This is a genomic window from Halorubrum tebenquichense DSM 14210, assembly GCF_000337415.1.
Taxonomy (GTDB): Archaea; Halobacteriota; Halobacteria; order Halobacteriales; family Haloferacaceae; genus Halorubrum; species Halorubrum tebenquichense.
In genome coordinates, this window is the sequence record NZ_AOJD01000024.1 from 101,288 (window position 1) to 126,701 (window position 25,414).

General features: G+C 70.9%; 25 protein-coding genes. 19 read left to right on the plus strand and 6 right to left on the minus strand.

The window, feature by feature from the left end; all coding sequences use genetic code 11:
- Positions 1-225: 225 nt before the first annotated feature.
- On the minus strand, positions 226-996 hold the full coding sequence (locus C472_RS03340) for a sensor domain-containing protein (protein ID WP_006628378.1): 771 nt from the start codon (positions 994-996) through the stop codon (positions 226-228).
- A gap of 185 nt (positions 997-1,181) precedes the next feature.
- Between C472_RS03340 and C472_RS03345 the strand changes: the two genes are divergently transcribed.
- The 3 genes from C472_RS03345 to C472_RS03355 are packed head-to-tail and all read left to right on the plus strand — an operon-like array spanning position 1,182 to position 2,190.
- A complete protein-coding gene (locus C472_RS03345) occupies positions 1,182-1,538 on the plus strand; it encodes an ArsR/SmtB family transcription factor (RefSeq protein WP_006628379.1) in 357 nt (118 codons plus the stop codon).
- Positions 1,535-1,921 (plus strand): hypothetical protein, encoded by a 387-nt coding sequence (locus C472_RS03350; protein WP_006628380.1) that lies wholly within the window; start codon positions 1,535-1,537, stop codon positions 1,919-1,921. Before C472_RS03345 ends, C472_RS03350 begins: the two co-directional genes overlap by 4 nt.
- On the plus strand, positions 1,918-2,190 hold the full coding sequence (locus C472_RS03355) for a DUF7521 family protein (RefSeq protein WP_006628381.1): 273 nt from the start codon (positions 1,918-1,920) through the stop codon (positions 2,188-2,190). The genes C472_RS03350 and C472_RS03355 overlap by 4 nt, the downstream gene beginning before the upstream one ends.
- 285 nt (positions 2,191-2,475) lie before the next feature.
- Here C472_RS03355 and C472_RS03360 read toward each other — a convergent pair whose 3' ends face one another.
- The 3 genes from C472_RS03360 to C472_RS03370 form a co-directional block, all read right to left on the minus strand.
- Positions 2,476-3,396 carry an NAD-dependent epimerase/dehydratase family protein gene (locus C472_RS03360; protein ID WP_006628382.1) on the minus strand — a complete coding sequence of 307 codons (921 nt, stop codon included), beginning with the start codon at positions 3,394-3,396 and terminating at the stop codon, positions 2,476-2,478.
- A gap of 74 nt (positions 3,397-3,470) precedes the next feature.
- The gene (locus C472_RS03365) at positions 3,471-6,098 is read right to left on the minus strand and encodes a PAS domain S-box protein (RefSeq protein ID WP_006628383.1); all 2,628 of its coding nucleotides are present in this window, start codon (positions 6,096-6,098) and stop codon (positions 3,471-3,473) included.
- A 264-nt stretch (positions 6,099-6,362) separates the two neighbouring features.
- A complete protein-coding gene (locus C472_RS03370) occupies positions 6,363-7,028 on the minus strand; it encodes an O-methyltransferase (protein WP_006628384.1) in 666 nt (221 codons plus the stop codon).
- 166 nt (positions 7,029-7,194) lie between these two features.
- Between C472_RS03370 and C472_RS03375 the strand changes: the two genes are divergently transcribed.
- The 3 genes from C472_RS03375 to C472_RS03385 all read left to right on the plus strand — a co-directional run bounded on the left by C472_RS03375 (position 7,195) and on the right by C472_RS03385 (position 9,975).
- Complete coding sequence (locus C472_RS03375; protein ID WP_006628385.1) at positions 7,195-8,868, plus strand: acyl-CoA mutase large subunit family protein; 1,674 nt, start codon at positions 7,195-7,197, stop codon at positions 8,866-8,868.
- Positions 8,869-8,942: 74 nt separating this feature from the next.
- Complete coding sequence (mce, locus tag C472_RS03380) at positions 8,943-9,329, plus strand: methylmalonyl-CoA epimerase (RefSeq protein WP_006628386.1); 387 nt, start codon at positions 8,943-8,945, stop codon at positions 9,327-9,329.
- Positions 9,330-9,417: 88 nt separating this feature from the next.
- Entirely contained in the window at positions 9,418-9,975 is a 558-nt protein-coding gene (locus C472_RS03385) for a type IV pilin (protein ID WP_006628387.1), read from the plus strand.
- Positions 9,976-10,012: 37 nt separating this feature from the next.
- Here the strand turns inward: C472_RS03385 and C472_RS03390 are convergent, their stop codons facing one another.
- The gene (locus tag C472_RS03390) at positions 10,013-12,184 is read right to left on the minus strand and encodes a S9 family peptidase (protein WP_006628388.1); all 2,172 of its coding nucleotides are present in this window, start codon (positions 12,182-12,184) and stop codon (positions 10,013-10,015) included.
- Between the two features lie 116 nt (positions 12,185-12,300).
- On the opposite strand from C472_RS03390, the gene C472_RS03395 reads away from it, so the two are divergent.
- The 9 genes from C472_RS03395 to C472_RS03435 all read left to right on the plus strand — a co-directional run bounded on the left by C472_RS03395 (position 12,301) and on the right by C472_RS03435 (position 19,954).
- Entirely contained in the window at positions 12,301-13,002 is a 702-nt protein-coding gene (locus tag C472_RS03395) for a cyclase family protein (protein WP_006628389.1), read from the plus strand.
- A 104-nt stretch (positions 13,003-13,106) separates the two neighbouring features.
- On the plus strand, positions 13,107-13,388 hold the full coding sequence (locus C472_RS03400; RefSeq protein ID WP_004595867.1) for a 50S ribosomal protein L44e: 282 nt from the start codon (positions 13,107-13,109) through the stop codon (positions 13,386-13,388).
- A 2-nt stretch (positions 13,389-13,390) separates the two neighbouring features.
- Positions 13,391-13,564: a 30S ribosomal protein S27e gene (locus tag C472_RS03405; RefSeq protein WP_004595868.1), complete on the plus strand. Its 174-nt coding sequence runs from the start codon at positions 13,391-13,393 to the stop codon at positions 13,562-13,564.
- Positions 13,565-13,582: 18 nt separating this feature from the next.
- Positions 13,583-14,383: a translation initiation factor IF-2 subunit alpha gene (locus C472_RS03410; protein WP_006628390.1), complete on the plus strand. Its 801-nt coding sequence runs from the start codon at positions 13,583-13,585 to the stop codon at positions 14,381-14,383.
- Positions 14,384-14,419: 36 nt separating this feature from the next.
- A complete protein-coding gene (locus C472_RS03415) occupies positions 14,420-14,602 on the plus strand; it encodes an RNA-protein complex protein Nop10 (protein WP_006628391.1) in 183 nt (60 codons plus the stop codon).
- 82 nt (positions 14,603-14,684) lie between these two features.
- Positions 14,685-15,437, plus strand: a complete 753-nt coding sequence (locus C472_RS03420; protein ID WP_006628392.1) for a proteasome assembly chaperone family protein — start codon at positions 14,685-14,687, stop codon at positions 15,435-15,437.
- Positions 15,438-15,548: 111 nt separating this feature from the next.
- A complete protein-coding gene (locus tag C472_RS03425) occupies positions 15,549-16,715 on the plus strand; it encodes a thiolase domain-containing protein (RefSeq protein ID WP_006628393.1) in 1,167 nt (388 codons plus the stop codon).
- A complete protein-coding gene (locus C472_RS03430; protein WP_006628394.1) occupies positions 16,712-17,155 on the plus strand; it encodes a Zn-ribbon domain-containing OB-fold protein in 444 nt (147 codons plus the stop codon). Before C472_RS03425 ends, C472_RS03430 begins: the two co-directional genes overlap by 4 nt.
- A 93-nt stretch (positions 17,156-17,248) precedes the next feature.
- Positions 17,249-19,954 carry a hybrid sensor histidine kinase/response regulator gene (locus C472_RS03435; protein WP_006628395.1) on the plus strand — a complete coding sequence of 902 codons (2,706 nt, stop codon included), beginning with the start codon at positions 17,249-17,251 and terminating at the stop codon, positions 19,952-19,954.
- Positions 19,955-19,981: 27 nt separating this feature from the next.
- Here the strand turns inward: C472_RS03435 and C472_RS03440 are convergent, their stop codons facing one another.
- A complete protein-coding gene (locus C472_RS03440) occupies positions 19,982-20,752 on the minus strand; it encodes a VOC family protein (protein WP_006628396.1) in 771 nt (256 codons plus the stop codon).
- A 182-nt stretch (positions 20,753-20,934) separates the two neighbouring features.
- Here C472_RS03440 and C472_RS03445 point away from each other — a divergent pair, with 182 nt between their 5' ends.
- From C472_RS03445 to C472_RS03460, 4 genes are all read left to right on the plus strand, one after another.
- Positions 20,935-21,894 carry a UbiA family prenyltransferase gene (locus C472_RS03445; protein WP_006628397.1) on the plus strand — a complete coding sequence of 320 codons (960 nt, stop codon included), beginning with the start codon at positions 20,935-20,937 and terminating at the stop codon, positions 21,892-21,894.
- Between the two features lie 95 nt (positions 21,895-21,989).
- The gene (locus tag C472_RS03450) at positions 21,990-23,702 is read left to right on the plus strand and encodes a histidine kinase N-terminal 7TM domain-containing protein (RefSeq protein WP_006628398.1); all 1,713 of its coding nucleotides are present in this window, start codon (positions 21,990-21,992) and stop codon (positions 23,700-23,702) included.
- A 30-nt stretch (positions 23,703-23,732) separates the two neighbouring features.
- Complete coding sequence (locus tag C472_RS03455) at positions 23,733-24,173, plus strand: EamA family transporter (RefSeq protein WP_006628399.1); 441 nt, start codon at positions 23,733-23,735, stop codon at positions 24,171-24,173.
- Positions 24,174-24,304: 131 nt separating this feature from the next.
- On the plus strand, positions 24,305-25,414 hold a 1,110-nt coding region (locus C472_RS03460; RefSeq protein WP_006628400.1), incomplete at its 3' end, for an MATE family efflux transporter.

Genomic DNA, 25,414 nt, shown 5'->3' on the forward strand with positions numbered 1-25,414 from the left:
CTCGGCTTGACACCGAGTTCACGTATAAAGAACTGAGCGCTACAGGACGGGCAAGAGCACCAAAAATATAAGTAGGAGTTTGTCAGCTGCCACCCGATCGGAAGGTGTAACCGGCGAGGCGGAGCGCCCGACCCCCGCGGCGGGGCGGCCGGGCGCGCTCGGGATGAGCGCGACGACACCGCGGACGCGCCGCGGACGACCGCGTCGACGACGCGACGACAGCGGCTAGGACGCGTCCGTGGCGTCGACCGTCGAGGTCCCCGTCCAGCCCAGCGTGAGCTCCGCCCAGCGCGCGCAGACCCAGCCGACGGCGTTCAGCGCGTTCAGCCCGACGACGAGCGCCGCGACGCCGACGAGCGACATCGCGAGCGCGCCCGGCAGCGTGGACACTTCCCACGACGTGAGCCGAAGGATGAACGAGACGCCGACCTCGAACTGCTCCCACGGGACGACGAGAGACAGCTCTCGCCGGATCGGTTCCGGGAGAATGAGCCCGACGGAGGTCCCCGGCGCGTCGTAGTACAGCGGGGTCGCCGCCAGCGACCCGCCGACGCTGAGGACGACCGTGATGAGGGTGAACCCGACGACCCCGACGAGCAGCTTCGAGAGGACGAAGGCCAGAGCGCCCCACACGGCGAGGTCGGTCACCACGGCGACCGCGCCGTCGAGCGGGCCGGACGCCTCGGAGACCTTCCAGGACGGGGGCTCGATCTCGGCACCGAGGAGCGTTCGGGCGAGTGCGCGCTCGGCGATCGACACCAGCACCACCCCGCCCACGGTCGCGGCGAGTATCGGGACGCCGATCAGGAGCACGGACAGCCCGAGACCGAGCGAGAGCCCGACCACCGTACAGACGAAGTACGCGATCCCGAGCGGAAACGCGAGTGCGAGGTAGAGCGCGGCGGCGTACGTGCGCGCCCTGAACGGTGCCGAGAGCACCGTGGTGGTGATGCGGTCGTTCGCGGGTCCGGCGGGGAACGCGTCCGAGAGGGCCATCAACGGTCCAGGAGCGTCTAGCGGTAGTAATAAACTTCGGCTCCCCGGGCGCGGCTCTCATCGCGTGCGAGCGTGCCGTTAAGATCCGAGAGACGGGTGGCAAGCGCGTTCGTTCCGTGGGCGGCGGGCTACCGACGGCGCTCACGCCGAGGAAACTAAGTTGCTCCGAGGAGACCCTTCGTCGGATGGGTTCGGAGCCGTCGGTGGACCCGCGGGAAGTGTACTCGCTGCTCGACGACGAGCACGCCCGACGGATCCTCATCGAGACCTACGACGAGACGCGCTCGGCGCGGGCGCTGAGCGAGGCGTGCGACGCCTCCGAGGCGACGGTGTACCGCCGCCTCGAACGCCTCCGCGAGCAGGATCTCGTCGAGACCGTTCAGGAGGTCGACCCCGACCGCGGGCCGCAACAGGTGTACGCCGCCCGGCTCAACCGGGTCTCGGTCGACCTGACCGCGACCGGCTTCGAAGTGAGCGTCGACTACGTCGAAGAGACGGCCGCGGATCGACTGACGCGGCTCTACGAGGAGTTATCGGGATGAAGTGGGCACACGCGGCGGCGACGACACCCGATGCCGTTGCGGCGCTCGACGCCTTCCCGGCGCTCAGACGGGCGGCGGTGCCGACGCAGGTCGAAGCGGTCGGCGGCGGCGTCCCGCTCGCCGCCGTGACGGTGGCAGCGTTCTTCGTCTCGGTCCTGCTCGCGGTGTTCGTCACGTACCGCTTCGCGCGCGGGTACCTCCGGACCCGCCGCCGGCCGCTGTTGTATCTCACGCTCGGGCTCCTCCTTCTGGCCCCGCTACCGATGTTCCTCCGGCTGGCGCTCGGTAACGTCGGGGAAGTGAGCGCCACCGAGCGGACGGTGGCCGTCACCGCGAGCAAACTCTGCGGACTCCTGGTCGTCCTCGGGGTGGTCCACCGGTGACGCTCTCGCTCGTCGCGACCGCCGGCGGCGTCGCGACCGCCTGCCTCGGGACGTACGTGGCGTACCTGGCCTACGACGGTCACCGCCGGAACGAGAGTCGGACGATGCTGCTGTTGGCCGTCGGCGTCGCGTGTATCGCGGTCCTCCCGTACGTCATCGCGTACGGCGTGACGCCCCTGTTCGCGCTCTCCGACGCCGCGACCGTCTTCGGCGTCACGGTGGCACACCTGATCGGACTCGGGGCGCTGGCGCGGTCGGTGACGGGCTGACGCCGGGGGGACTCCCGCCGACCCGACCGATCGAAACCGGATCGCGGGCCGGCACGTCGCGCCGTGCGCCTGACTCCCCTCGATGACCGGAACCGTCGGAGAGCTCCGCGCGTCGTCGGTGCCGGACCAGAACGCGAGCCCGAGGACGGCGACGTGGCCGAGGTCGACGGCGGCGGCGAGGAACCGCGCGGGTCCTTCGGACCGACCGCCAGCGACCGTCACCGCGGTGTCGGGGCACACCGATCCGCCCGGCCTCGCGGCCGAGGATGACCGAACGCCGTGCGGCTACTCGTCGCTGCGGTACGGCTCGCAGACGAGTTCAACGCCCGCCTCGAAGCTGATCTCGGGCTCCCAGCCGGTGGCCTCGTGGAACGTCGAGTAGTCGGCCATCGTGTCGTGGACGTAGCCGTCGAACGGACACTCGATGTACTCGGGGTCGATGTCGGTGTCGAGCGCGTCGTTGATCATGGCGACCATCTCGTTGAACGAGTAGGCCTCTTGGGTGCCGACGTTGTACACGCCCGTCAGCTCGCGGTCGGCGGCGAGCTCGCAGGCGCGCGCCACGTCCGCGACGTGCGTGAAGTCGCGGGTCTGGGTGCCGTCGCCGAACAGCTCGGGGGCCTCCCCGTTGGCGATCTTGTCGGCGAACTGCGCGACCGTGTTCGCGTACTCGCCCTTGTGTTCCTCGTTGCCGCCGAACCCCTGATACACCGAGAAGAAGCGGAGTCCCGCCATGTTCATGTCGTGGTGGTTGGCGTAGTACTCGGCGTAGCGCTCGCGGGCGAGCTTCGACGCCTCGTAGGCGGTTCGGGCCTCTACCTCCATGTCGACCGGCGAGGGTTCGGTGCGACTGCCGTAGATGGAGGAGGTCGAAGCGTAGACGACGGTGTCACAGCCCTCCTTCCGGGCGCGCTCGACGGTGTTGACGAACCCCTCGACGTTGACGCGGCAGCCGCGCTGGGGGTCGGACTCGTGCATGTTCCGCGAGGAGAGCGCGGCGAGGTGGAAGACGACGTCGACGTCGACGGGGAACTCGCCGTCGACGACGGAGGCCTCGACGAACTCGACCGCGTCGTCGAGGTTCTCGGGCGTGCCGAGGTAGGTGTCGTCGACCGCGATCACGTCGTTGTCGGCCGCGAGGCGGTTCGCGAGGGTCGAGCCGATGAAGCCCGCGCCGCCAGTGACGAGGACGCGTTTGTCCTGCATGGCCGAGGCTCGTTCCGGCGGGCGCATTACCGTATCGGTTTCGACGGGTCGCGGTCGCGCGGGTCCACGTCGCTTCAATCGGATCGGTCCGGACGCTCGTCCGCGGCCGCGGTCGACTTCGGCCGTTCGCCCGCGGCCGCGACCGATCCGGGCCGGTCGACCCCGAGGAACTCGAACCGCGCGCCGCCGTCGTCGCCCTCCGTGACCTCGACCTCCCAGCCGTGCGCCTCGGCGATGCGCTGGACGATCGCGAGCCCGAATCCCGTCCCCGTCTCGGAGGTCGTGTAGCCGCTCTCGAACACCGTCTCGCGCTCGTCCGGATCGATTCCCGGGCCGTCGTCCGCGACGTAGAAGCCGTCGGGGAGGTCCCCGACGACGACGCGCTCGCCGCCGTGTTCGTCGGCGTTCCGGAACAGGTTGCCGAGGAGCTGGCGGATCCGCCCGGGGTCGGCGAGGATCTCGCCGTCGGTCTCGACCGCGACTTCGACCGGCGTCTCCTCCGCGTCGCCCGCGTCCTCCGCCGTCCCGAACGGGTCGTCGTCGCCCGCCGACTCGAACGCCTCGTCGCTGTACGCGGCGGTCAGCTCCCCGAGGTGGACGCGCTCGAACGACCCGACCGTCTCGCCCTGCTTGGCGAGCGCGAGCACGTCGTCGATCAGCCGTTCCATCTCGTCGAGCGCGCGTTCACAGCGGTCGAAGTACGAGTCGGTCCCCGTCTCGCGGGCGAGTCTGAGGTATCCGGAGAGGACGTTGAGCGGGTTCCGCAGGTCGTGCGAGACGATCGAGGCGAACTCGTCGAGCCGCTCGTTCTCCCGTTCGATGCGCCGCTCGTACGCCTTGCGCTCGGAGATGTCGCGGCTGCTCGCCAGGAACCGGTCCTCCCCTTGGACGTCGATGCGCCGCACGTGGACCTCCGCCGGGAACGTCGAGCCGTCGGCGCGCGCGAACGACGTCTCCAGCCGGACCGTCTCGTCCATCTCCAGCCCGTTCCAGAGCCGCTTTCCCTCCTCCGGGTCGAGTTCGTCGTCGACCTCCCACACGTCCATGCCGACGACCTCGTCGCGGTCGTACCCGAGCGCCGTCGTCATCGCCCGGTTGGCGTCGACGATCTCCCCCGCCTCGTCGTGGATGTCGATCATGTCCGGCGAGCGCTCGAACAGCGCCTCCAACCGGGCTGACGTCTGTTCGAGCCGTCGCTGCCGGCGGCGCTGCTCGGTCACGTCTCGGGAGACGGCGAGGACTCCGTCGAACTCGCCGTCGATGACGAGCCGCGTCAGCGCGTAGTCGACGATCATGCCCGGGTTGCTCGGCACGTCGAGCTCCGCGGTTCCCGACAGCGACTCCCGCTCCCCCTCGACGAGCGCGGCGAACGGGTCGCCGTCGCTCGTCTCCCTGATCCGGTCGACCAGCGTGCTCCGCTGCCCGACGAGCCGACCCGGAGTGGTCTCGTACACCTCCGCGAGCCGGTCGTTGGCGAGCGTGAACCGACCGTCAGCGTCGTACAGGCAGACGGCCTCGGGGAGCTCGTCGACGATCCGGCGATACCGTTCGAGCTCGCGCTCGCGCGCCTTCTCCTCGGTGACGTCGATGTGGATGCCGACGGCGCGGACCGGCTCGCCGTCCTCGGTCCGCTCGACGACCCGACCCCGGTCGCGGATCCACCTCCATTCGCCCGATTTCGCCCGCATCCGGAAGTCGCACTGGTAGAGGTCGGTCTCGCCCGCGAAGTGCCGCTCGATGGCGTCCCACGCCGCGTCGATGTCGTCCGGGTGGACGCGCTCCTCCCACGACGCGAGCTCGAACGCGATCTCATCGGGGTCGTGGCCGAGCATCGCCGCCCACCGCTCGTCGAACCGGACCTCGTCGGTCTGGACGTTCCAGTCCCAGACGCCGACGTCGGCCCCCTCGACGGCCAGTTGGAGGCGCTCGGAGAGCTCGCGGAGCTCGCGCTCGCGCTCGCGCCGCTCCGTCACGTCCCGGACGTACAGCGCCATCCCGTCGTCGGTCGGGTAGGCGTTCACGACGAGGTGGGCGTCGAGCCGGTCGACGCGCTGTTCGAACTGGACGGGCTCGTCGCTCTCGGCGGCCTCGCGGAGCGCCGCCTCGCCGTCGGAGCCGACGGTTCCGGGGAAGACGTTCCAGAGCGATTCCCCGGTCACGCCGTCCGCGTCGAGGTCGATCAGCTCCGCCGCGCGCTCGTTGAGGTGCGTCACCCGCCAGTCGCCGTCGACCACGCAGAACCCGTCGTCGATCCGCTCGAACCGGTCGGCGGTCCGGCGGTCGCCCCGCGTCGAAGGGACCACCTCGTCGACGGCGGCCGCGAGCCGCTCGTACTCGTCTTCCGTCGCCGCCCTGCGGAGGTACTCGTCGACTCCGGCCGAGATCGCCCGGCTGGCGACCGCCTCCGACCCCTCGCCGGCGAACAGCACGAACGGGACGTCGCCGTGTCGGTCGCGGACGGCCTCCAGCAGTTCGACCCCGTCGGCCCCGGACGTCTCGTAGGCCGAGACGACGCAGTCGAACGGCGTCGTCGACAGCGCGTCCAGCGCCGCGTCCGCGTCGCCGACCGCCGTTACGTCGATCCGATCGCCGCGGCGCTCCAGCGTCGCGGTCGCCGCCTCCGCGAACCCCGGTTCGCCGTCGACGAGGAGGACGCGAACGGCCGGCGCAGCGCCGGCCGACGGCCCGCTCGATTCACTCATCTACGTTGGTGTTTTAAATCCGACATGATAATCGTTACGCTCGACGCGACACGGACCGAGGGATGTCGACGCCAGATCCGATCGATCGGTTCGACGCCGTGACCCGTCGATTTCGTTGCGTTCATTCAACACAAAATACATGAAACGACTGCCTGAACGCTTGTCAGGATCCCGAGACCGATTCCGTCGAGACCGCGAGACGCGCCGTATCTCCGGCGGGATCGTCGCGGTGTCCGTCTCTCCGCGTCGTTTCCCGCGACCGCCTCACTCCACCTTCGTCGACACCGCGATCCCGGATCCGACCGGGAGTATCGCGGTCTCGACGGCGTCGTCCGAGCGAACGGTGCCGACGTACTCGCCGATGCCGCGCGTCTCCTCGTCGACCGCGGCGTCCGGGAGCGGTTCGCCCGCCTCGAAGTGCGCGACGAGGTCGCCGAAGTCGATCGGCCCCCGGGCGATGTTGTCGGCGACGACCACGCCCCCGGTCCGGACCTTGGGGAGGACCGTCCGGTAGGCGTCGGCGTACCGGCCCTTCTGGTGGTCGATCAGGACGACGTCGAAGAGGCCGTCGTAGCGGTCGACCGTCTCCATCGCGTCGCCGACCTCGAAGGTGACGCCGTCGGCGTAGCCGTGGTCGGCGGCGAACGCCGCGCCGCGCTCGGCCTCCTCGGCGTCGAACTCGGTACAGACCACGCTCCCAGCACCGCCGCGGAGGAACCAGGTGGCGGAGTAGCCGAACCCGGAGCCGAACTCGAACACGCGCTCCGCGCCCGTCAGCCGCGCCAACAGCCGGAGGACCGCGCCCGCCTCGGGACCGATGATCGGGAACCCCCACTCCTCGGCGAGGTCGGCCATTTCCGCCTGAACCGGCGTGTGCTCCGGGGCCGTCGCGGTCAGGAACCGGCGCGCGGGATCTGTGAGCACGTCCATGCGGACGGGTCGGACGCCCGACACTTAAATCGGACCGGCGGGTCGGGGTCGATTAGCCGCCGCCGAGGATCGGACCGACGGCCGAGCGTCCGCCCGGGTCCGCCCGGGTCCGCGGACCGGCCCCGCCTGAAAACTGTTAAGTCCCGCTCGGCCGACCGATTCGATAATGTACGACCCTGAGGAACTCGAGGCGATCCGCGACGCCAAGTCGTCGTGGGAGGAGGGCACCTACGGGGAGACCGTCGACCGGTTCGGGGAGCGCGAGGAGACGTTCACCACCGACACCGGCGGGCAGGAGGTCGACCCCCTCTACACCCCGGCGGACGCGGAGACCGACTACCGCGAGGACCTCGGCTACCCCGGCGAGGAGCCGTACACCCGCGGCGTCTACTCGACGATGCACCGGGGGCGGCTGTGGACGATGCGCCAGTACGCCGGGATGGGCACCGCCGCGGAGACGAACGAGCGCTTCCAGTACCTCATCGATGAGGGCTCGTCGGGGCTGTCGATGGCGTTCGACCTGCCGACGCAGATGGGGTACGACTCCGACGCCGCGATGGCCGAGGGGGAGGTCGGCCGGTCGGGGGTCGCCATCGACACGCTCGACGACTTCGAGACGGTCTTCGACGGCATCCCGCTGGACGAGGTGTCCACGTCGATGACGATCAACGCCCCCGCGGGAGTGCTGCTCGCGATGTACGTCGCGATGGGGGACAAGCAGGGCGTCCCGCGCGAGGAGCTCCGGGGGACGATCCAGAACGACATCATGAAAGAGTACATCGCGCGGAACCTCTACATCTACCCGCCGAAGCAGTCGATGCGGCTGATCACGGACATCTTCGAGTTCTGCGCGGCCGAGACCCCGAGCTTCAACACCATCTCCATCTCGGGGTACCACATCCGCGAGGCGGGGTCGACGGCGGCCCAGGAGATCGCCTTCACCCTCGGCGACGGCATCGAGTACGTCGAGGCCGCGCTCGACGCCGGGCTGGACGTCGACGAGTTCGCGCCGCAGCTCTCCTTCTTCTTCAACGCCCACAACAACATCTTCGAGGAGGCAGCGAAGTTCCGCGCCGCCCGCCGGATGTGGGCGAAGATCATGGACGAGCGGTTCGACGCGGACAACCCCAAGTCGAAGCAGCTGAAGTTCCACACCCAGACCGGCGGCTCGACGCTCACCGCCCAGCAGATCGAGAACAACGTCGTCCGCGTCTCGTATCAGGCGCTCGCGGCCGTCCTCGGCGGCACGCAGAGCCTCCACACGAACGGGAAAGACGAGGCGCTCGCGCTGCCGACTGAAAAGTCCGTCCGCACCGCGCTCCGAACCCAGCAGATCCTCGCCCACGAGTCCGGGGCCGCGGACACGATCGACCCGCTCGCCGGCTCCTACTACGTTGAGGATCTCACCGACGGGATCGAGGAGGAGGCGTTCGAAATCTTAGCGGAGGTCGACCGCCGCGGCGGCATGCTGGAGGCCGTCGAGAGCGGCTGGGTCCAGCGGCAGATCCAGGACGTCGCCTTCGAGCGGCAACAGGAGATCGAGGAGGGCGAGCGGATCATCGTCGGGGTCAACGAGTTCGAGGTCGACGAGGAGCCGGAGATGGACTTGGAGGAGGTCGACCCCGAACAGGAGCAGAACCAGCGCGAGCGCCTGGCGGACGTGAAGGCCGACCGCGACGACGACGCGGTCGACGCGGCGCTCGCGGGGCTCCGCGAGGCCGCGCAGGGGACCGAGAACGTGATGCCGCACATCGTCGACGCGGTGAAGGCGTACGCGACGGTTCAGGAGATATCAGACGTGCTTCGCGACGAGTTCGGGGAGTACAAGCCCGGGCGGTAGCCCCGCGGGCGACCGTTCCGAACTCCGGACGCCGCGCGGGTCGTTTTATGTCCTTCGCGCCGCGACGTGTCGCCATGCGCTTCGACCACGTCGGCGTCGCGACGCGAGACGCCACCGATCTGGCCGACCTGTTCGGCGGCCTGCTCGACGCGCCGGTCGCCCACGAGGAGACGTTCGACGACATGCGGATCGTCTTCCTCGAACTCGACGGCGGCGGGTACTTCGAACTGCTCGAACCGGACGCGGGCGGGACGATCGCGGAGTACCTCGACCGCGAGGGTCCCGGCGTTCACCACGTCGCGCTCGCGGTCGACGACCTCCCGTCCGCGCTCGATCACGCCCGCGACCTCGGTATCGACCTCGTCGACGAGGAGCCCCGCCCCGGCGCGTGGGGCCACGACGTGGCCTTCTGTCACCCGCGGTCGACGGGCGGCGTCCTCGTCGAGTTCGTCGAACACTGAGGCCGCGGGGGCTTCCCGACCGATCCTATCGCCGCAGTCTGGCCCGAAAACGTCGGACTTTCCCGAACGGACCGCCGAGATCGGCGTAATGCCCGGGTGCTCCCGAGGGGTCACGTCGGTCGTCTCGACGGTCCTCCTCGTCGCAATCGTGGTGATCCTCTCGGCGACCCTCTCGGTGTTCGCCCTGGGTGTCTCGGACGACCTCCAGAACCCGGGCCCGTACGTCTCACAGTCCAGCGGACAGCTCGCGGTACAAGACAGCTACGACGGCGGGATCGTGCGCATCACGCACGTCTCTGGCGACCCGATCCCGGTCGAGGAGATGGAGATAGCCATCGACGCGTCCGACGCCTGTGGAGAGCGCGAACGGCTAATACGACTCCCGGAGGGAGGGGGCTCGTCGGGAAGTTTCGCCGATTCCAACGTCGCGTCCGGATCGATCGACGACAGCATCGTCTCCGGCGGGAACCGAGTTGATCTCGGCGTGTTGGACTCCAGAACGACGAACCGCTTCACCGCGGGCTCGTTCCTCCAGTTTCGACTCACCGCGGAGAGCTGTTCGTTGACCGATGGCGACCGGGTCGTCGTCAGCGTCGTCCACGTCCCGTCGGGCTCGGTCGCGATCAGACAGGTGCTCGTCGTCTGACCGCCCGACTCCTCGGCGGGATCGGCCTCTGACCGCCCTACTCCTCGGCAGACTGCGTCGCGTCCGCGACTGCCGGGTCGTGCGTCTCGTACCAGTCGAGGATCTTCTCTAACCGGTGGATCGCGCGGTCGGGGTCGCCGATGTTGTGGTGTTCGTCCGGGTAGACGACGAGTTCCGCGTCGGTCCCCTGCTTCCGGGCGGCGACGTACAGCTGCTCCGACTGCGAGGAGGGACACCGCCAGTCCTCGCCGCCGGCCATCACGAGCAGCGGCGTCTCGATGTTTCCGGCGTCTAACACCGCCGTCGACGCGTCGTACGCCTCCGGGTTCTCCCACGGCAGGCCGAACTCCGCCTCCAGCCAGACGTGGGTGTCGTCCGTGCCGAACGCGGAGCGCAGGTCGTAGATGCCGTGCTCCGGAGCCGCCGCCGTGAACAGGTCCGGCTCCTGCGTGACGAGGAACCCCTGCGCGATGCCGCCGTACGAGAACCCGTGACCGAACACGCGGCCCGGGTCGACCCAGCCGCGGTCCGCGAGCGACTCGACGCCCGCCGCGATGTCGTCGACCTCGGCGGTCCCCCACTTCCCGGTCAGCTCCGCGGTGAACTCCCGGCCGCGGGAGGTGCCGCCGCGGTAGTTCGGCCGGAAGACGAGGTAGCCCCGGCTCGTCAGCGCGGCGTGCGCGAAGCTGAACACCGGCTCGTCGTACGACATCGGGCCGCCGTGGATCGCCACCACCAGCGGGTGGTCGCCCGCGTCGGGGTCGACCTCGGGGTCGTGGTAGAGGACGCCGTCGAGCGTCCAGCCGTCGGACTCCCACTCCACCCGCTCGGCGGTCGGCATCGCGAACTCCTCCGTGAGCGACTCGTTGACGCGGGAGAGCCGCCGGAGGGAGTCGGGCTCGGCGGCCGCGTCGAGATCCTCGACGTCGACCGCGTACAGGTCGCTCCCGTCCGTCGGGTGCGAGAGGACGGTCACGGCCGTCTCACCGCCGTCGTCGACGTCGAAGGCGGCCATGGCGCGGCCGCGGCCCTGCGCCTCGAAGACGCGCGTCGCGGTCCCGCCGGGACCGTCGTCGTCGAGGTCGATCCGGACCAGACGAGTGCTGCTCTCGTCGGCGAGCCGCGTGTATATCGAGTCCCCGACCCACGCGGGTTCGCCGCCGCGGGCGACCGTCCGGTCGAGGTCGGCGGTGAGGGAGGCGGGGGCCGCGCGGTCGGCCTCGTCGCCGGCGTCTACGAGGAACACCTCGGCCGGGGCTGGCGGGTCGTCCGGGTCGCTCGCGACGGTCGCGATCCCCTCGCCGTCGGGCCGCCACGCCGGCGCGCCGTGGGTGAGGTCGCCGCCGGTGAGCCGCTCCGCGTCGCCGCCCTCGGGCGACACGACGTAGAGGTCGCGGACGGTGGTGTCGTCCGGGCGGTCGAGCCGGCAGGCGGTGAAGGCGATCCGGCCGTCCGGTCCCCACGCGGGGTCCATGCCGGCGAGGTCCTCGAACGCGCCGCCCCCGTACGCGTCGTCGAGGCGGCGCGGGTCGCTCTCGGGGTCGTCGAGGTCGACCACGAAGAGGTACCGCGTCACGTCGTCGGTCCACCCCGCGCCGTTCACCTTGTGTTGGAGCCGCGTCGTCTCGATCGGCCCGCCCTCCTCGCGCACCTGATCGAGGTACTCGGACTCCTCGTCGGTCGGGTCGCGCGACTCGATCACCAGCCGGTCGCCGCCGGGCGAGAAGTCGAAGCCGGCGACGCCCTCGTCGCGCTCGGTGACCTGCCGCGCGTCGCCGCCCAAGGCGAGGTCGAACAGCCACACCTGCGGCTTCGGCTCCCCGTCGCCGTTTCCGAGGGGTTCCTCTTCGTCTTCGGCTTCGCCTTCGTCTGCTTTCCCGTCCGCGTCCTCACCGTCCGCCTCCGCGTCGTCGTCCACGTCGCGGTCCCGCCAGCCGACCCGTCGCTCCGCGTCGCGCTCGCGGGCGGCCACGAACGCGAGGCGGTCGCCGTCCGGTCCCCACGTCGGCGCGGACGCGCCGGACGCGCTCGTCAGCCGGTGCGGCTCGCGGGACCCGTCGGTCGGGACGACGAACAGCGAGGAGACCGCCTCGTCGGCGGCCTGATCGTACTCGGTCGCGGTGAAGGCGACGCGGTCGCCGGTCGGGGAGACGGCGACCTCGCCGATCTGGGTCAAGTCGTAGTACGCGTCCAAGGGCAGTTCCGACATGGGCACACACAGCGACGGGCGGACGAAATACGTTCGGGCCGCGGAACCCGGACGGGGGCGAGGGTCTTCCGGCGCGACGGCGACCGACTTAACCCCGACGCGGTCCGACGGCCGCCGTGTTCCGCGACCTCTCGCGACCGATCGAGACGGGGATGCCGACCTACCCCGGCGACCCCGACGTGACGCTCGCGCCCGACGCGACCCACGAGGCCGACGGCTACGCGACGGGCGAACTCCGCGCCGGGACGCACGCGGGGACGCACGTCGACGCGCCCCGCCATACGGTACCCGACGGGGAGGCCGTCGACGAGCGGGCGGTCGGGTCGTTCGCGTTTGACGCCCGTCTCGTCGACCTCCGGCCGCTGGAACCGCGGGAGTCCGTCGATCCCGACGCGCTGCCCGATCCGAGCGCCCTCGACCGCGACACCGACCTCCTCGTCCTTCGGACCGGGTGGGCGTCGCACTGGGGCTCAGAGCGGTACCGCGATCACCCCTACCTAACCGCCGCGGCCGCCGAGCGCTGCCGGGCGGCGGGCGTCGGCGTGGGGCTGGACGCGTTCGGGCCGGACCCGACGCCGACCGCCGGCGGGAGCGGCGAGTCCGCTGAGAGCGGCGACGAGACGGTCGCGAGCCACGGCGACGAGCTCGAACCCGACGGCACGCCCGCACACGACGTCCTGCTCGGCGGCTCGCTCCCGATAGTCGAGAACCTCCGCGGACTCGAGGGCCTCCCCGAGCGGTTCCGCCTGTACGCCTTCCCGCTCCGGCTGCGCGGGGGCGACGGATCGCCGGTGCGCGCGGTCGCGGAATGGGAGTGAGGCGTCCGGGAGCCCCCCGTCGGGGCGGTCGGGTCCCTCGCGCGCGGGTCATACCAAACCCGTTTTAAGCGTCGGCGACGAACCGCGTTTCAAGGTCGATATCCATGGAAATGCCACGCCGCTTCAACACGTACTGTCCCCACTGTGACTCGCACCACGAGCACGAGGTGGAGAAGGTTCGATCGGGTCGCGCGACCGGAATGAAACGCGACGCTCGGCAGCGACGCCGCGCGCTCGCGACGATCGGCAACGCCGGCGGGTACTCGAAGGTGCCCGGTGGCGACAAGCCGACGAAGAAGACCCACCTGAAGTACCGCTGCGGCGACTGCGGCAAGGCCCACATGCGCGAGGGATGGCGCGCCGGCCGTCTCACGTTCCAGGAGTAAGCATGGCGGGAGACTTCCACCGCGTCGCCTGCGGCGACTGCGAGAACGAACAGGTCGTCTTCGGCAAGGCCTCCTCCACGGTGTCGTGTGCGGTCTGCGGCACGACCCTCGCGACCCCCACCGGCGGAGAGGCCGAGCTTCACGGCGAGATCGTCGAAACCGTTGAGGCGCGGTAACAGCCTCACCACTCCGTCATGAAGTACAGCGGCTGGCCCGAACCCGGCGAGTTGGTGGTCGGCGACGTCGACGAGATCGCCGACTTCGGCGTGTTCGTCGACCTCGACGAGTACGAGGACAAGCGCGGCCTCTGTCACATCAGCGAGGTCGCCTCCGGCTGGATCAAGAACGTCCGCGACCACGTCCGCGAGGGACAGACGGTCGTCGCGAAGGTGCTGGAGATCGACGAGTCGTCGAACCAGATCGACCTGTCGATCAAAGACGTCAACGAGCACCAGCGCAAGGAGACGATTCAGGACTGGAAGAACGCTCAGAAGGCCGACAACTGGATGGAGATCGCGCTCGGCGAGGACGTCGACGACGACCGCTACACCGCGGTCGCCAACGCCCTCCTCGTCGAGTACGAGAGCCTCTACGACGCCTTCGAGGCGGCCGCGATCAGCGGCGACGAGGCCCTCGAAGCCGTCGACGTCGACGACGACACCGTCGACGCGATCGTCACGGCGGCCCGCAACAACGTCTCCGTCCCGTACGTCGACGTGACGGGGTACGTCGACCTCGAGTCGGCGGCCCCCGACGGCGTCGACGACGTGCGAGACGCGCTGGCCGCGGCCGAGGGGAACGGCGAGATCCCGGACGGCGTCGAGCTCGACGTCGGCTACGTGGGGTCGCCCGAGTACCGGATCAAGGTCCGCGCGCCCAACTACAAGACGGCGGAGTCGCAGCTCGAGGCCGCCGCCGAGCGCGCCCGCGAGTCGATCGAGGCCACCGGCGGCGTCGGCGAGTTCCACCGCGAGCGACGCGAAGACGACGAGTAACCGCGACCGGCCCGACGCCGCGTCGCCTTTTCACCCGTGAAATCAGATATCCGCGTCTGCGCGAACTGGGAGACCGTTCACGACCGGCCGGTGTACGCGCTCGGCGACCGCTGTCCGGAGTGCGACGGCCCGACCGAGAACAGCGCGCCGGCCCCGTTCGGGCCGGAGGACCCGTACGGGGAGTACCGGCGGCGGACGCGGCGACGCGACTCGGGGTAGGACGCCCGCGCGTCGGCTGTTGCGGACGGCGTCCGCGTTCGAATAGCCACGCTCTTGTGAACGCCGACCGGACGGGTACGGTATGGAGGACATCGAGATCGACGAGGTCGCGACGCCGGAACTGGACGAGCCGGTGTTGATCGAGGGGCTGCCGGGCGTCGGCCACGTGGGGAAACTCGCCGCCGAACATCTGCTGGAGGAGTTCGACGGGGAGCTCGTTCGCCGGGTGTACGCCACGGAGTTCCCGCCGCAGGTGAGCGTCGACGACGAGGGGGTCGCGGAGTTGACCTGCGCCGAGTTCCACGCCGTCGAGACCGACGGGGCCGACCTGCTCGTGTTGACCGGCGACCACCAGGCCGGGTCGAACGCGGGCCACTACCGGCTCACCTCGACCTTCCTCGACGTCGCGGAGGAGTTCGGCTCCGAGCGCGCGTTCGCGCTCGGGGGCGTTCCCACCGGCGAACTCGTCGAGGAGTACACGGTCCTCGGTTCCGTCTCGGACGCCGCCCTCGTCGACGACTTAGAGGACGCGGGCGTGGAGTTCCGCGCGGACGAGCCGGCCGGCGGCATCGTCGGCGTCTCGGGGCTCGTCTTGGGTCTCGGCGGTCGCCGCGGGTTCGACGCCGCCTGCCTGATGGGCGAGACGAGCGGCTACCTGGTCGACCCGAAGAGCGCGCAGGCGGTGCTGGAGACGCTGGAGGCCGTCCTCGGCTTCTCGGTCGACTACGAGAGCCTGGAGGACCGCGCCGAGGAGATGGAGGAGGTCGTCGGCAAGATCCAGGAGATGCAAGAGGGGCCGGCCGTCCCCGACGACGACCTGCGGTACATCGGCTGATCGGACCCGTTCGCCGACTTCGCTCGTTTTCTCCGCCGTCCCGTCGCCGCCGGGGGAGCGGAACCCCCGGTTCCGGCAGAGCTAAACCGGATCACCGATCATCGTTCGTGTATGACCGACGTACGCGTCGCCGGGGTCGGGCTGACCCGGTTCGGCGACCACCCGGAGCGCACCGGCCGCGACCTGTTCGGCGAGGCCGCGCTGCGGGCGTTCGAGGACGCAGCCGTCGACAGGGCCGACGTCGAGGAACTGAACTACGGGAACTTCATGGGCGCGCTCGCCGAGCACCAGGGCCATCAGGCACCCCTGATGGCCGAGGCGGCGGGCGTCCGCTGTCCGGCGACGCGCTACGAGTCGGCGTGCGCGTCCGCGGGCGTCGCGGTCCGCGAGGCGGTGCGGACGGTGGCGGCGGGCGACGCCGACGTCGTCCTCGCCGGCGGGATGGAGCGCATGACGAACCTCCCGACCGACGAGGTGACGGAGGGGCTCGCCATCGCGGCCGACGACCTCTTCGAGGTCCGGGCGGGCGTGACGTTCCCCGGCGCGTACGCGCTGCTGGCGAACGCCTACTTCGACGCCTACGGCGGGAGCCGCGAGGACCTCGCGCACGTCGCCTCGAAGAACCACGCCAACGCCGTGCCGAACGAGTACGCGCAGTACCGCAAGGAGGTCTCCGTCGACGAGGCGATGGACGCGCCGCCGGTCGCGGAGCCGCTCCACCTCTACGACGCCTGCCCGATCACCGACGGCGCGAGCGCGCTCGTGCTCGTCTCGGAGGAGTACGCGGCGGACCACGACCTCGACGCGTCGGTCGCGGTGACGGGCACGGGGCAGGGGACCGACCGGATGGCGCTCGGCGACCGCGAACACCTCGCGCGGACGCCTGCCGCGGACGACGCGGCCGAGGCGGCCTACGCCGACGCCGGGATCGACGCCGACGCGGTCGACGTCGCGGAGGTCCACGACTGCTTCACGATCGCCGAGGTGCTGGCGCTGGAGTCGCTCGGGCTCTTCGAGGCGGGCGAGGGGATCGCGGCCGCCCGCGAGGGAGTCACGACCGCCGACGGCGACCTCCCGGTGAACCTCTCCGGCGGGCTGAAGGCGAAGGGGCATCCGGTCGGCGCGACCGGCGGCTCCCAGATCGCTGAGCTGACCCGGCTCCTCCGGGGGGATCACCCCAACAGCGAGCACGTCCCCGACGCCGAGGTCGGCGTCGCGCACAACGCCGGCGGCACGGTGGCCAGCGCGGTCGTCCACGTGCTGGAGGTGGCGGAATGAGCGACGCGGACGCGTCGGAAGACGCCGCCCCGCCCGACCGCGAGTACGGCGAGTGGCTCGACGCGCTCGCCGACGGCGACGGGTTCGCGCTCGTCTGCCCGGCCGGGCACGGCTCGCTCCCGCCGCGGCGGGTGTGCCCCGAGTGCGGCTCCGCCGACCTCTCTCGGGGGGCCCTCGACGAGACGGGGACCGTCGAGACGTACAGCGTCGTCCACGTCCCGTCGCCGGGCTTCGCCGACGACGCGCCGTACGCGACCGCCGTGGTCGATTTCGGCCCGACGCGGCTGACGGGCGTGTACCGCGAGGGCGGCGACGCGGCCCCGGACCCAGCCGTCGGCGACCGGGTGACGGTCGACGCGGGCGAGCGCGTCACCGACGGCGAGCGGCTCGTCGTGTTCCGTCCCGCGGACGGGGAGACGGGGAGCGGGATCGAGAGGTAAAGCGCCGGCGGTCGGCGCACGGACGGGACCACCGGGCCGACGGGGTCGGCGTCGGCAAAAGTATTATAGTCAGTTCGTCGATATTCGGGACGTATGCCCGACCGCATCCCGGTCCTCCTCGTCGACGACGACCCGGACCTGCGCGAGGTCACCGCCTCGTTCCTGGAGCGAGAGGCGGACCGGATCGCGGTCGAGACGGCACCCGACGCGGCCGCCGGACTCGACGCGCTGGCGGACCGCGAGCTCGAGTGCGTCGTCTCCGACTACGACATGCCGGGCCGGAACGGGCTGGAGTTCCTCGACGCCGTGCGCGAGCGCGACTCCGATCTCCCTTTCATCCTGTTCACCGGGAAGGGGAGCGAGGAGGTCGCGAGCGAGGCCATCTCCGCCGGCGTCACCGACTACATTCAGAAGCGCGGCGGCACGGAGCGGTACGAGCGCTTGGCGAACCGGATCGTCGAGGCGGTCGAGAAGTGTCGGGCCGAACGGGAGGCCGAACAGGCGATCGAGCAGTTCCGCGCGGTCGCCAACGGCGCGTCGGACGCGATCCTCACGATCGACACCGACGGGGAGATCCGGTTCGCGAACCCGGCGGTCGAGTCCGTCTTCGGCCACGAGCCGGCGGCGATCGAGGGCGAGCCCCTGACGACGCTGCTACCGGAGCGACATCGCGAGACGGTCGACCGGCATCTCGACGGCGGCGACGCCGGCGACGGCGGCGGCGACCGCTCGGAGATCCGGTTCGACGCGCGCCGGCGCGACGGCCGCGAGATACCCGTCTCCATGTCGTACGGCGAGTTCGCGGCCGACGGCGAGCGGCGGTTCGTCGGCGTGGTCCGCGACGACGCCGGGCGCGACCAGCACCGGGCGTTCATCGAACACGCCGGCTACGTGGTCGCGGTGCTGTCGAGCGACTGGCGGTTCCGCTACCTGAGCCCGTCCTGCGAGCGCGTGACCGGGCACGCGCCGTCCGACCTGATCGGCGAGCGGTCGCTCGACTACGTCCACCCGGAGGACCGGGAGGCGGTCGAGGACGCGTTCGGCGAACTCGATCCGGACGGGTCGCCCCCCACCGCCGAGTACCGGTTCCGGACGGCGGACGGCGACTACCGGTGGCTCGAGTCCGTCGGCAGCGACCGGATCGACACCGACGACGTCGAGGGGTACGTCGTCACCACGCGCGACGTCTCCGAGCGCAAGGAGCGCGAGCGGACGCTGTCGAAGCTCCGGGAGTGGACCCGGAAGCTCAACTACACTCGGACGACCGAGGAGGCGGCGGACCTCGCGATCGAGGCGGTCGACGACCTGATCGACGCCGGGCTGAGCGGGATCCACCTCCGCACCGAGGACGGGAAGCGCCTCGAACCGGCCGCGCTCGGCCAGTCCGTCGCGACGGAGTTCGAGACGCGGCCCTCCTACGACCGCGGCGCGCCGCCCGGGACGCGGGCGGCGCTGGTGTGGGACGCGTTCCGCGGCGAGGAGTCGGTCGTCATCGACGAGCTCTCCGCCTACGAGCCGCTCGACGAGCACTCGCCCGCCGAGAGCCTCGTGTTGCGTCCGATCGGCGACCACGGGGTGTTCGTCGTCTCCGCGCCGGACCCGAACGTCTTCAGCGACACGGACGTCCTCGTGGCCGAGATCCTCTCGGGCCACCTCGAGGCGACCCTCGACCGCATCGAGCGGGAGGGACGGGTGAAGCGGCTCCACAACGCCACCCGCTCGCTCGTCAGCGCGGACTCGCCGGAAGGGGTCGCCGAGCGGGCGGTCGAGGCCGCGACCGACGTGTTGGGCTTCTCGCTCGTCGCCGTCCGGATCTACGACGAGGAGGCCGGCGGGCTGGTTCCCATGGCGGTCTCGCCCGAGGCGGCGGACCTCCTCCCAGAACGGGAAACGTTCACCCCGGACGGGGGGACGATCACGTGGAAGGCGTTCGAGGCGGGCGAGATCCGGATCTGCGACGACGTGGCGGAGAGCGGCGGGGTCGACGCCGGCACGCCGCTCCGAAGCCTGCTCGTGGCTCCGATCGGCGAGTACGGGACCGTCTCGGTCGGCGAGACCGAACCGGGGGTGTTCGGCGGCGGCGACGAGTACCTCGCCGGGATCTTGGCCACCGCCGCGGAGACGGCGCTTCAGGCCGAGGCGCGCACCCGTCGGCTCGCCGAGCGGACCGCCGAGTTGGAGCGGCAGAACGACCGGTTAGAGGAGTTCGCGGGCGTGGTGTCGCACGACCTCCGGAACCCGCTGGAAGTCGCCCGGGGACGGACCGAACTCGCCCGCGAGGAGTGCGACAGCGAGCACTTGGCGGCGGCCGGGCGCGCGCACGACCGGATGACCGCGCTGATCGACGACCTGCTGACGCTCGCCCGGGAGGGCGACCCCGTGACCGACGCCGGACCGGTCGACCTCGGACAGATCGTCGGCTCCTGCTGGCGGACGGTCGACACGAAGGAGGCGACGCTGCGCGCCGAGGCCGAGCGGATGATCGTCGCGGACGAAGGCCGGCTCAGACAGCTGTTGGAGAACCTGATGCGGAACGCGGTCGAACACGGCGGCGAGGGAGTGACGGTCACCGTCGGCACGCTGCCGGACGGCTTCTACGTGGCCGACGACGGCCCGGGGATCGATCCGGACCGGCGCGAGGAGGTGTTCGACGCCGGCCACTCGACCTCGCAGTCGGGGACCGGCTTCGGACTGCGCATCGTCGAACAGGTGGCCGACGCGCACGGGTGGTCGGTCCGCGCCGTTGCGAGCGAGGCGGGCGGGGCGCGGTTCGAGATAACCGGCGTCGAGGTGCGGTGACCCCGTCGCGACGGTGAGAGGCCGTTATCAGTCGCGGGTGACCAGTTCGACCTCGTGGCCGTCCTGGTCCTTCGTGAACGCGTAGTTGTGGTCGCAAGATTCGGGGTCGCGGTAGTCGGGTGCTTCGCGGGTCAAGAGCGTCTCCCACGCGTCGTCGAGGTCGTCGACGCGCACCGCGACGTGGCCCCAGCCGTCGCCCATCGTGTACTCGCGGCCGTCGTAGTTGTACGTGAGTTCGAGCTTCATCGCCTCCTCGGGGGCGTCCTCGGGCGCGACGAAGTAGTTCGAGAAGGTGTCCGCCTCCCAGCGGCCGGCCGGCTGCTCCGTGTACTCGAACTTGCGGGTCCAGTAGCCGAGCGCCTCGTCGGCGTCCTCGACGCGGACCATCGTGTGGTCGATGCTCCACTTCGCGCCGTGGTCGCGCTTGACGATCTCGATCTCGTGGCCGTCGGGGTCCTTCACGAACGCGTAGCGGTTCCCGCAGGACTCGGGGTCGCGGTAGTCGTCGACGCCCTCCGCCAGCAGCTGGTCGTACGACTCCTGGAGCGCGTCCTCCGGGACGCGGACCGCGATGTGGCCCCACGCGTCGCCGATCTCGTAGCTCCGACCGTCGTGGTTGTACGTGAGCTCCAAGAGCGCGCCGTCCTCGTGGACGTCCTCGGGACCGAGGAAGACGTTGGTGAACGTGTCGGCCTCCCAGCGGCCCTTCTCCTCGTAGTTCAGGTGAGTCTGATACCAGTCGAGGCTCTCCTCTAAGTCCTCGACGCGGATCATCACGTGGTCGAAGGTTCCGTCCATACGCGACGGATCGGCCGCTCGGGTCAAAAGCGTACTGAAGCCCGAACCCGACGCGGGCCGAGCGGCGGCCCGGTCGAACAAATCACGAGTTCAGTCTGGTTTTATTAACACCACACGGCGTGGATAGATGCCTCCCGACGCCCCATTCCTCGTGTTCGTCGCCGCCGGCGACGGACGCGTTCATGGCAAACGAACCGACCAGACCGTCGACGCCAGACGGTACGACAGAGCAGCACCGTTCGATATCGACCACTCGCCGCGCGCTCCGCGGGGTCGCCGCCTTCGCGGCGGGCGCGCCGTTCACGGCGCTCGTCGCCGCGGTCGAGGTCGCCGTCGCGACCGCGGCGCTCGGCGTCCCGCGGTCGACCGCGCCGGTCGCGGTGGGACTCGTCGCGTTCGCGGTGTACGCCGCGGACCACGTCGCCGACGCCGAGGGCGACGCCGCTTCGACGCCCTCGCGGGCGCGGGTCGCGCTCCGCTACGGCGACCAGCTGATGACGGCCGCCGCCGTGAGCTACGGGGTCGCGCTCGCGCTCGCGGTCCGCGCCGGGCCCGCGGCGCTCGCGCTCGTCTGCGTTCCGGGCGCGGTGTGGATCGGCTACGCCTCCGACTGGCTACCGGCCCTCGGCGACGTGGCCGCGCCGCTCGCGGAGGTGTCCGTCCCGCGGCTGAAGGACGTGTTCCTCCTCAACTCCGCGGCGGTCGCGCTCGCGTGGGCGGTCGCCGTCGTCGCCGCCCCGCTCGCGTTCGGCGGCGTGGCGGTCGAGGCCGTCGGACTCCGGACCGTCGCGCTGCTGTTCGCGTACGTCGCGGTCCGCTCGTTCGTCGACGTCGAGGTCCCGAACGTCAGGGACGTCGCCGCCGACGCCGCGCGCGACGTGGCGACGTTCCCCGTCGTCTACGGGGTCGGGCGAACCCGGCGCGTCCTGCTCGGCGTCGACGCGCTCGCCGCGGGACTGCTGGCGGCCCTCGCCGCGACCGGCACCGCGTCGCGGCCCGCCCTCGTCGCGCTCGCCGCGGGGCTCGCGGTCTCGGTGGCTGTCACCGCGCTGGCCGACCGGCTGGACGGGGCGACGCTCGGCGTCGCGCCGGACTGTAGCTACCTCGTCGCGGGCATCGTCCTCCTCGCACTCGGCCCGTGAGCGTCGCGTCCCCGGTCCTCCGGGCGCGTCATCCGATTTTTCGGCCGGATAATTCGACCAGACGAGTTATAAATACAATACGCGTTGGAGACGACATGGCAGCGCTGAGTCCGCTCTCGATCGCGCTCCTCGTCGCCGTGACCCTCGGGCTGGCGGCGGCGATCCTCGCGTGGCGCGAGCGGCCGGAACCGGGCGCGACGTGGCTCGCCGTCCTCCTCGCGGGACAGGTCTGGTGGGCGACGTTCCTCGTCTTCGAACTCGAGGCGGCGACGCTCCCCGCGAAGGCGCTGTGGTACGACGTCCAGTGGGTCGGCGTCGTCGCGATCCCCGTCGGGTGGCTCTTCTTCGCGCTCGCGTACACCGGATACGACCGGTACGTGACGCCGTTTTCCGTCGCGCTCGTGTCCGTCATCCCCGTCGCCACCGTCGCGGTCGCCGCCGCCGGCGACCCCGGGAACCTCCTCGCCGTCGACCGAGTCGTGCGCGAGACCGCCGTCGGGACGTTCCTCGACATCGCTCCCGGACCGCTGTACTACGTCACCGCGGGCTACACCTACCTTCTCGGCGCGATCGGGTCGGTCCCGCTGCTACAGCTGATCCGCGACGACGCGCGCCCGTTTCGGGGACAGAGCGCGGCGCTGCTGATCGGCACCGCCGTACCGTGGGCCGGGAGCATCGCGTATCTCGCCGGCGCGATTCCGATCCCGGGGCTCGACCCCACGCCGATCGTGTTCGCGGTCTCGGGGGTGACGTACCTCTTCGCGCTGTCGCGGTTCCGGCTGCTGACGCTCGCGCCGGCCCCGCGCCGCCGCGCGCGACAGCTCGTCTTCGAGCAGCTCCACGACCCCGTGTTCGTCGTCGGGGCCGAGGACCTGCTGGTCGATCTGAACGAGAGCGCCTCCGAGACGTTCGGCATCGACCGCCGGGCGGCGATCGGCGAGCGGGCCGGGGCGATCGTCCCTCGGTACGACGCGGTGCGCGAACTCGACGGCGAGCGGGGGTCGCCGCGGCCGATGTCGATCGTCGGGCGCGACGGGCAGCGGCCGTACGAGGTGACGATCAGGGACGTGGTCGACGACCACGACCGCACCACCGCGAAGGTGATCGCCTTCCACGACGTCGGGGCGTACCTCGGCCAGCAGCAGCGGCTCAACGTGCTCAACCGGGTGTTCCGCCACGACGTGCGGACGGAGACCAACCTCATCTTGGGGTACGCCGAGCGGCTGCGGGCGGACGCGACCGACGAGCGCGCCCTCGCGATCATCGAGGAGAGCGCGGGACGAATGCTCGAACTCAGCGAGCGCACCCGGACCGCCGGGGAGCTGTTCGACCCGACCGAGGAGGCGAAGTCGGGGCCGCTCCCGGACGTCGTCGACGAGGTCGTCGCGGACGCTCGGGACCTCGGTCCCGACGCGCGGATCGAGACCGGGCGGGTTCCGGACGTCACGGTCTCGTCGGTGTTGCGGGTCGTCTTGGAAAACCTCTGTTCGAACGCGGTCCGGCACAACGACACCGAGACGCCGTGGGTGCGGATCGACGCCGCGGTCGCCGACGGGTGGGTGGAGGTCACCGTCGCCGACGACGGTCCCGGCATCGACCCCGCCGAGTACGACGTGTTGGACCGCGGCACGGAGACGCCGCTCCGCCACGGGAGCGGGATCGGGCTGTGGATCGTCAAGTGGGGCGTCGACCACCTCGGCGGCCGGATCTCGTTCGCCGAGCGCGAGCCGCGAGGAACGACGGTGACGGTGTCGGTCCCGATCGACGAGTCGGGAACGGCGGGAACCTCGTCGAACGAGGGTCGATAGTCACTTGCCGCCGGAGGGCGACCCCGCCGTATGGACGCCACGGCCACAACGTATCTCCCGTACGCGCTGCTCGCGATGGCCGCGTACGCGCTCGTCTCTCCGCTGATGCGCGTCGCCACCACCGGACCGAACGCGATCCCGAGCGACGTCGCCGTCGTCGTGTCGAACACGCTGCTGATCGTCATGGCTATCGGCGTGATCGCCTACACCGGGCAGGGGTTCGCGACGCACCTCGCCTCGCCGAAGCTACCGCACGTGCTCGCCGCGGGCTTCTTCCTCGGCGTCGGGATCCTCGCTTTATACCGGTCGCTGTCGCTCGGCCCGGTGAGCGTCGTGACGCCCATCTTCGCGATGTTCCTCGTCTTCTCGTCGGTGATCGGCTTCCTCTTTTTGGGGGAGTCGTTCACCCTCCGGAAGGGGCTCGGGATCGTCTTCGCCGCCGCCTCCGTCTACCTGGTCTCCGGCGCGTAGCGACGCCGAGACCGGACCGTCGGCCCCCCGGACCTCGCCGCCCCGAGCGCCCCGTCGCCGTCGCCGATCCGGAACCGCCTGCCGCGTGACGAAACCCCTTTACTCGCCAGCGGAAAAGGAGCGCACCCGCCGTGTCTCGCCTTCCGAAATCCCTGCGCGCGCTGCTCTCATACGTCGATCGCCTCCCGAACCCGTTCCGTCTGCTCATCCTCTACATCGGGTTCGCCCTCGCGCGGGTCGGCCTGATCGACCGCCACCGCGTGGTCCGGACCACGGACCTCGCGTGGCCGCGGATCGTCACGGGGATCGCCCGGATGTCGAAGAACGCGGTCGACGTCGCGATGGTCGGCGTCGCCGTCGGGACGAGCGCCGTCGCCGGCGTCGGGTTCGCGGGCCCCTACTGGGGGCTGGCGTTCGCGTTCGGCGGCGGCGTCGCCGGGGGGACCATCGCCTTAGTCTCCCAGCGGTTCAGCGCCGAGGCGTTCGGCGAACTCGGCGACGCCGTCCGGTCGAGCGTCCTGCTCGCGGTGGCTATCACGGTCCCGGTCAGCGCCGCGTTCTGGGCGTACGCCCCGGCGTTCATCGACGCGCTGAGCAGCAACGAGCGGGCGATCGCCTACGGCGCGGACTACCTCCGGGTGGTCGGACTCGGCGTGCCGTTCGCCGCGCTCAACCTCGTCGGCAGCCGCGTGCTGGTCGGCTGCGACGACGCCTACACCGCGATGCAGGTCCGGGCGGGCGGCGCGGTCGCGAACATCGTCCTCAGCGCGCTGTTCATCTTCGGCTTCGGCTGGGGCGTCGAGGGGGCCGCGATCGGCACCGTCCTCTCGAACGTCCTCGCGGTCGGCGGCTTCACCGTCGGGCTCGTCCGCGGCAGCGCCCCGCTGATCGGGGAGTTCCCGGTCGCGATCGACCCGACCGGCCCGTACCTGAACCCCGGTATGCTCCGCGACCTCGTCGAGATCGGGGTCCCGGTCGGCGCGCGCAACCTCGTGTGGACGGCCGCCGAGTTCCCGATGCTCTCCATCCTCGACGTGTTCGGCGAGAACACCGTGGCGGCGTTCGTCATCGCCCGCCGCATCTGGGGGATCATGAACACCCCCGGCTGGGGCTTCGGGCTCGCCTCCTCCAGTCTGGTCGGGCAGGAACTCGGCGTCGAGCGCCCCGACGAGGCGGAGGCGTACGCCCGCGACATCATCCGCTTCTCGGTGGCGACGTACGCCGTCTCGGCGGTGCTGATC

Excerpts from the sequence above, each read along its gene's own strand:
- C472_RS03340 (WP_006628378.1), bottom strand. The coding sequence starts at position 996 with ATGGCCCTCTCGGACGCGTTCCCCGCCGGACCCGCGAACGACCGCATC.
- C472_RS03345 (WP_006628379.1), top strand. The coding sequence starts at position 1,182 with ATGGGTTCGGAGCCGTCGGTGGACCCGCGGGAAGTGTACTCGCTGCTC.
- C472_RS03350 (WP_006628380.1), top strand. The coding sequence starts at position 1,535 with ATGAAGTGGGCACACGCGGCGGCGACGACACCCGATGCCGTTGCGGCG.
- C472_RS03360 (WP_006628382.1), bottom strand. The coding sequence starts at position 3,396 with ATGCAGGACAAACGCGTCCTCGTCACTGGCGGCGCGGGCTTCATCGGC.
- C472_RS03365 (WP_006628383.1), bottom strand. The coding sequence starts at position 6,098 with ATGAGTGAATCGAGCGGGCCGTCGGCCGGCGCTGCGCCGGCCGTTCGC.
- C472_RS03370 (WP_006628384.1), bottom strand. The coding sequence starts at position 7,028 with ATGGACGTGCTCACAGATCCCGCGCGCCGGTTCCTGACCGCGACGGCC.
- C472_RS03375 (WP_006628385.1), top strand. The coding sequence starts at position 7,195 with ATGTACGACCCTGAGGAACTCGAGGCGATCCGCGACGCCAAGTCGTCG.
- mce (WP_006628386.1), top strand. The coding sequence starts at position 8,943 with ATGCGCTTCGACCACGTCGGCGTCGCGACGCGAGACGCCACCGATCTG.
- C472_RS03385 (WP_006628387.1), top strand. The coding sequence starts at position 9,418 with ATGCCCGGGTGCTCCCGAGGGGTCACGTCGGTCGTCTCGACGGTCCTC.
- C472_RS03390 (WP_006628388.1), bottom strand. The coding sequence starts at position 12,184 with ATGTCGGAACTGCCCTTGGACGCGTACTACGACTTGACCCAGATCGGC.
- C472_RS03400 (WP_004595867.1), top strand. The coding sequence starts at position 13,107 with ATGGAAATGCCACGCCGCTTCAACACGTACTGTCCCCACTGTGACTCG.
- C472_RS03405 (WP_004595868.1), top strand. The coding sequence starts at position 13,391 with ATGGCGGGAGACTTCCACCGCGTCGCCTGCGGCGACTGCGAGAACGAA.
- C472_RS03410 (WP_006628390.1), top strand. The coding sequence starts at position 13,583 with ATGAAGTACAGCGGCTGGCCCGAACCCGGCGAGTTGGTGGTCGGCGAC.
- C472_RS03420 (WP_006628392.1), top strand. The coding sequence starts at position 14,685 with ATGGAGGACATCGAGATCGACGAGGTCGCGACGCCGGAACTGGACGAG.
- C472_RS03425 (WP_006628393.1), top strand. The coding sequence starts at position 15,549 with ATGACCGACGTACGCGTCGCCGGGGTCGGGCTGACCCGGTTCGGCGAC.
- C472_RS03430 (WP_006628394.1), top strand. The coding sequence starts at position 16,712 with ATGAGCGACGCGGACGCGTCGGAAGACGCCGCCCCGCCCGACCGCGAG.
- C472_RS03435 (WP_006628395.1), top strand. The coding sequence starts at position 17,249 with ATGCCCGACCGCATCCCGGTCCTCCTCGTCGACGACGACCCGGACCTG.
- C472_RS03440 (WP_006628396.1), bottom strand. The coding sequence starts at position 20,752 with ATGGACGGAACCTTCGACCACGTGATGATCCGCGTCGAGGACTTAGAG.
- C472_RS03445 (WP_006628397.1), top strand. The coding sequence starts at position 20,935 with ATGGCAAACGAACCGACCAGACCGTCGACGCCAGACGGTACGACAGAG.
- C472_RS03450 (WP_006628398.1), top strand. The coding sequence starts at position 21,990 with ATGGCAGCGCTGAGTCCGCTCTCGATCGCGCTCCTCGTCGCCGTGACC.
- C472_RS03455 (WP_006628399.1), top strand. The coding sequence starts at position 23,733 with ATGGACGCCACGGCCACAACGTATCTCCCGTACGCGCTGCTCGCGATG.